At 74.4% G+C, this 3,284-nt stretch carries 5 protein-coding genes and 1 pseudogene; 2 read left to right on the top strand and 4 right to left on the bottom strand.

Annotated elements, in window-relative coordinates:
• Positions 1-99: 99 nt before the first annotated feature.
• Both ACWEVO_RS33255 and ACWEVO_RS33250 read right to left on the bottom strand, forming a co-directional pair.
• On the bottom strand, positions 100-447 hold the full coding sequence (locus ACWEVO_RS33255) for a PadR family transcriptional regulator (protein ID WP_452311391.1): 348 nt from the start codon (positions 445-447) through the stop codon (positions 100-102).
• Positions 448-491: 44 nt separating this feature from the next.
• Positions 492-1,391 carry a slipin family protein gene (locus ACWEVO_RS33250; RefSeq protein ID WP_452311390.1) on the bottom strand — a complete coding sequence of 300 codons (900 nt, stop codon included), beginning with the start codon at positions 1,389-1,391 and terminating at the stop codon, positions 492-494.
• 108 nt (positions 1,392-1,499) lie between these two features.
• On the opposite strand from ACWEVO_RS33250, the gene ACWEVO_RS33245 reads away from it, so the two are divergent.
• Entirely contained in the window at positions 1,500-2,003 is a 504-nt protein-coding gene (locus tag ACWEVO_RS33245; protein ID WP_452311389.1) for a MarR family winged helix-turn-helix transcriptional regulator, read from the top strand.
• A 106-nt stretch (positions 2,004-2,109) separates the two neighbouring features.
• A complete protein-coding gene (locus tag ACWEVO_RS33240; protein WP_452311388.1) occupies positions 2,110-2,283 on the top strand; it encodes a hypothetical protein in 174 nt (57 codons plus the stop codon).
• 52 nt (positions 2,284-2,335) lie between these two features.
• Here ACWEVO_RS33240 and ACWEVO_RS33235 read toward each other — a convergent pair whose 3' ends face one another.
• Entirely contained in the window at positions 2,336-3,007 is a 672-nt protein-coding gene (locus tag ACWEVO_RS33235) for an ABC transporter ATP-binding protein (RefSeq protein WP_452311387.1), read from the bottom strand.
• Positions 3,004-3,284, bottom strand: a pseudogene (locus ACWEVO_RS33230) (hypothetical protein); the annotation flags it as partial. The gene ACWEVO_RS33235 and the pseudogene ACWEVO_RS33230, both read right to left, overlap by 4 nt.

The raw sequence follows: 3,284 nt of genomic DNA, 5'->3' as shown, positions 1-3,284 counted from the left end.
CAGCGGCTCGTCGACCAGCACCGCGACAGGATCACCGGGCCGGGGCCGGGCGGCCTCGTCCAGCCCGGTCAGCTCCAGCGTGTCGTGGTGGGTCGGCGGTCACGCCGCTCCTCCCTCGGGGAGCAGGCCGGCGCGGCGCAGCCGGCGGCCGGCGGCGTCGGCGTTGCGGCGTAACCGGGCGGCCTCGTCGGCGAGGCGGGTCGCGCCGAGCGCGGTGAGCCGGTAGTAGCGGCGCAGCCGGGACTGCACCACCTCCTCGCGGTCGACCTCGATGAGGCCGTCGGCGCGCAGCCGGTCGAGGACGGCGTAGAGGGTGCCGGCCCGCAGCCGGACCCGCCCGTCGGAGATGCGCAGCACGTCCTCGATGACGGCGTACCCGTGCTGGGGTGTCTCGGCCAGCGCGGTGAGGACCAGGAACGTCGGTTCCCGCAGCGGAGTGTCACTCATGCCCGGCAGAATATACCGACAGCCGGTATATGCGGGCCCCGGGGTCAGCGCTCGGGGCGGTGCCCGTCCCCCTCGGCGGCCGCCGCCACGCTCTCGGTGACCGGGCCGAGCACCGGGCCGACCGGGGTGGCCTGCTCCTTCGGCCCCGGCCCGCCGGGGGCGGCCGGCTGCCGCGCGGCGCCCTCGCTGAGGGCGTTGAAGAACTTCAGCAGCTCGACCGGGAAGGGCATGACCAGGGTGCTGTTCTTCTCCGCGGCCACGTCCACCACCGTCTGGAGCAACCGCAGCTGGTACGCGCCGGGCGTGTTCGCCATCGCCCGGGACGCGTCGGCGAGCCGCCGGGACGCCTGGAACTCGCCGTCGGCGGCGATCACCCGGGCCCGCCGCTCCCGCTCGGCCTCGGCCTGGCGGGACATCGACCGCTTCATGCCCTCGGGCAGCGCCACGTCCTTCACCTCGACCCGCTCGATGAGCAGGCCCCACGGCTTCTCCGTGGGCGCGTCGATCACCGACTTCAGCTCGGAGTTGATGCGGTCCCGGTCCCGCAGCAGGGTGTCGAGGTCGGCCTTGCCGATCACCGAGCGCAGCGCGGTCTGCGCCACCTGGAGGACGGCCGACGGGTAGTCGCGGACGTTGACCAGGGCCTTCACCGGGTCCACCACCCGGTAGTAGACGACCGCGTCCACGGTGAGGGTGACGTTGTCCCGGGTGATCACGCCCTGCGCGGGCACGCCGATCACGGTGGTCTGCATGCTCACCCGGACCATCCGGTCGGCGACCGGGATGATCAGGTGGAAGCCGGGCTGCCGGATGCGCTCCAGCACCCGACCGAACCGGAACACCACGCCCCGCTGGTACTGCTGCACCAGCCGGACGCTCAACGACAGCACGAGCGCCACGAGCACGACGATGATGACCAGCGCGATGACGGCGGCGACTGCCATGGTCCCCCTCGATCCCGGAGGCACCCGCCTCCCGGCGCCGCGCCTACCCACTGCGGCCCGTTTCACGCCTGCGCGCCACCCACCGGGCCGGCTGCGATGATGGTCGGCATGCCACCACCCGCCGCCGAGTCCGACCGCGCCGTCGAGGCACTGATGGCCGCCAGCCGGGCCTTCGTCGGGCTGGCCGCCCGATCCCTCGCCGACCTCGACGCCGACGTGACCCTGCCCCAGTTCAGGGCGCTGGTCGTGCTCGCCACCCGGGGCCCGCAGCGCGCGGCGGACATCTCGACGGAGCTGCAGGTGGCCCCGTCGACCGGGACCCGGATGTGCGACCGGCTGCTCCGCAAGGGCCTGATCCGCCGCAGCCGGTCCACCGCCGACCGGCGGGTGGTCCGGCTCCGCCTCACCCCGACCGGGCAGCGGCTGGTGGCGGAGGTGATCCGGCGCCGCCGGGAGGAGCTGTCCCGGATCGTGGCGGCCACGGCCGGCCACTGGCGGCCCGCGGTGACCGAGGCGCTGGAGGCGTTCGCCGCCGCCGCGGGCGAGGTGCCCGAGCAGGAGTGGTGGCTCGGCTTCGCCGCGCGGGCCGAGGAGGCGACCGCCGACGCCTGACCCGATGGCCTGGCACACTCGGTTGCACAGTGCAATGATTGGTTTGTGCGCGAGCCCGCCTGACGGCGCTGCCGACCAGCGCCGCCCCATCATGAGGGAGGCAGTCATGGAACGCGACGGACGCCACGAGGTCGCCCGGATCGACGACACGGTCACCACCACCAACCTGCACGAGCGCGCGGAACGGGTCGCCGTGCCCGACTTCGACTACCTGGCCCAGACGATCGAGGGCATCGCCGAGGGGCTGGCCCACCCGCGCCGCGACCCGGCCGACGGCTGACGGCGCGATCGACCTGAGGTGGATGCCGGCCTGGCGGCGCCTTGACGCGTCCTCAATCCTCGGACCGGCCGGCACCTGGGCCGCCGTCCGGCACCAGTCGCCCGGAATGCAGGTGCAACACGCGGTCGGCCACCTCGATCAAGCGGATGTCGTGGGTGGCCACCAGCACACTCGTGCCCCGCCGGGCCGCCTCCTGTAGCGCCGCGACGACCTGCTCGACGTGCCCGTCGTCCTGGTGGGCGGTCGGTTCGTCGAGCACCGCGACCTCGGGGGCGAGCACGAGCGCCCGGGCCAGGGCGACGCGTTGCTGCTCGCCGAGCGACGTCTCCCGCGCGGGTCGCCCGGCGATGCGGTCGAGGTCCATCCGGGCGAGCAGGTCGGAATCGGGCGCGGTTCCCCGTAGCAGTGCCGGCAGGTGGACGTTTTCGGCGACGGTCAGCTCGCCGACCAGGGCCAGCCGCTGGGGCACGAGCGACAGCTCGGCCCAGTCCCGCACGGCCGTCGCCGGCTCACCCTTGATCAGTACCTGACCCGTACTGGGGGCCGTCACGCCCGCCACCAGATGGCAGAGCGTCGACTTGCCCGACCCGGACCGGCCGGCGAGTGCCACGAGCACCCCGCCGCCGATCTCCACGGTGACCTCGTGCAGCACGGTGGCGGCCGCCGGGCCCCGGCCGTGGGTGTGGGTGACCGCCCGGACGTCGACGAGCGCGGGGCTACTCATCGGTTCCTCCCCCGGACCTCGGACCCTGCCGGAGGCACCAGACGCACGTGGTCGGCGTGCACCTCGACCAGCGCGCGGCCGTCCGGAAACAGGGCCAGCGCCGGTTCCGGAAGCTGAACCCGCCCGAACCCGTCGATGGTGGCGGTCCGGTCCGCCACCCCGTGCTGCTCGGTCGACAGCACGCCGTGCCGCAGGTGCAGCACGGCGTCCGCGTCGGCGACCGCCCGCGCGTCGTGGGTGGCGAGCACCACGGCCGTGCCCTGCTGGGCGCAGCGCC

This window comes from Micromonospora sp. NPDC003776 (assembly GCF_053605645.1).
The sequence above is the reverse complement of the archived record's forward strand: the minus strand, read 5'-3'. Positions and strand labels throughout refer to the sequence as shown.